Consider the following 1,551-nt stretch of genomic DNA (forward strand, 5'->3'; position numbering starts at 1 on the left):
CAGGCGCATGGTCGCTGCCTATGTCGAGAAACTCACAGTGGACGACCTTGAGGCTAAGGGCTTCCTGCCGAAAGGAGCGGCGGAGTAGCTAAACCCGTCGTTGCCGGAGATGCTTGCGCGTAACCAAACGTTGCTCCACGATGACCAGCAAGGCGGGGAGCACAGGCAATCATGGCCACAAGGTTTCAATCATCTGAGAGCCGCAGCTTTTGGGCAGGCATTATTCTTTGGTCGATTTTGGATTTTGCGATCGTCCTGGCTATAGCGTCGCTCTGGAACGATTGGCCTGGCGCATTGGTAGTAGCCGCGGCAGTCACTGTCGCAATTTGGTTGGCTCAAATGGTGCTGGCCCTCTACGGCTTCGCTCGCTACATGGCATACTTCTGGTTTTTTGAGAGGGAGAGCCGAACTAAGGCAACGGTTGATCAGCTTGCTCAACTAAAAATGCCGGCTCCCAATGCGCTTTACAATGACGTTGACGAATATCTGCTGTCGGCGGCAAACGATCCATCAACATCAAACGACGGCAGATTGTTTGCTGGAGCTACGCTTGGCATCTTGGAATCCACAAGGAAGTTTGGACCCAGAGGCGTCGCTATCTCAACCTCTATGGTCCTCGAGGAAAGCCTCCGCCGATATAGCCGTATGAGGATGGTTCAAGAATGACCGGTGCCGTCCTTGGCCTTTGCCCTGCGCGTTCACTTGCGCGCGCCTCGCATTGGTGATCTGCTCCAATGTAACTTTGGGAGGGGCAACATGCCCTGGATGGCCCCGAAACCCAGTCGAATGCGGCTAACGCCCGAGCTGGTCGCCAGAGTCCTCAGTGCGGACGATTCTCTGCCACAGCCCTTCACCGCGCCGTCCGACGCCGACCATGATGACACCGTCCGGGCGATACTTGCCGCCGCACCGTCAGCTGATGAGGTCTGGCTCTTTGCCTATGGATCGCTGATGTGGAACCCGGCCTGTGATTTCGTGGAGCAGCGGGTGGGCTTCGTGCCCGGGTGGCACCGCTCCTTCTGCCTCGGTTGGGACCGGTGGTTTCGAGGATCAGACAGCAAACCCGGTCTCATGTTGTCGCTCGACCGTGGCGGGCAGTGCAAGGGCGCNCCGCCGGATGCTATCGAGGCCAATCTCGGCAGGCTCTTTCGTCGTGAGATGCGCGCCAAGCCGTCCGCTCATTCGCCGCGTTGGGTGAATGTTCGCAGCGAGAACGGACCGCTCCAAGCGATCACCTTTGTGATTAACCGGAACAGCGGACGCTGTGTCCGCGGGCTGTCGCTGGAACAGATCGCCGACGCGCTCGCGGTCGCGTGCGGTCCGTGGGGTTCCATGGCCGANTGTCCGCGGGCTGTCGCTGGAACAGATCGCCGACGCGCTCGCGGTCGCGTGCGGTCCGTGGGGTTCCATGGCCGACTATCTCCACAGCACTGTAAGCCACCTTGAAGGTATGGGGATTCACGACAGGCAATTGTGGCGTTTGCAGGAGCTGGTAGCCGAACGCATCGAAGCGTCGACGGCCGAAGATCTTCCCGCGAAATGAGCCAACGG

At 59.3% G+C, this 1,551-nt stretch carries 3 protein-coding genes; all 3 read left to right on the forward strand.

Features of this window, described 5'->3' with window-relative positions; genetic code table 11:
• Window positions 1-171 precede the first annotated feature (171 nt).
• Complete coding sequence (locus X738_RS80475) at window positions 172-666, forward strand: hypothetical protein (protein ID WP_023804278.1); 495 nt, start codon at window positions 172-174, stop codon at window positions 664-666.
• A gap of 285 nt (window positions 667-951) precedes the next feature.
• Entirely contained in the window at window positions 952-1,446 is a 495-nt protein-coding gene (locus tag X738_RS88235; protein WP_245277916.1) for a gamma-glutamylcyclotransferase, read from the forward strand.
• Window positions 1,409-1,543, forward strand: coding sequence for a hypothetical protein (locus tag X738_RS88655; protein ID WP_280812070.1), 135 nt, complete (start codon window positions 1,409-1,411; stop codon window positions 1,541-1,543). Before X738_RS88235 ends, X738_RS88655 begins: the two co-directional genes overlap by 38 nt.
• Window positions 1,544-1,551: the final 8 nt, after the last annotated feature.

Source organism: Mesorhizobium sp. L48C026A00, from assembly GCF_000502375.1.
In the GTDB taxonomy this organism is placed as follows: domain Bacteria; phylum Pseudomonadota; class Alphaproteobacteria; order Rhizobiales; family Rhizobiaceae; genus Mesorhizobium; species Mesorhizobium muleiense.

What these genes read in the sequence shown, in the direction of transcription:
- X738_RS88655 (WP_280812070.1), top strand. Translation starts at nt 1,409, where the DNA reads ATGGCCGACTATCTCCACAGCACTGTAAGCCACCTTGAAGGTATGGGG.
- X738_RS80475 (WP_023804278.1), top strand. Translation starts at nt 172, where the DNA reads ATGGCCACAAGGTTTCAATCATCTGAGAGCCGCAGCTTTTGGGCAGGC.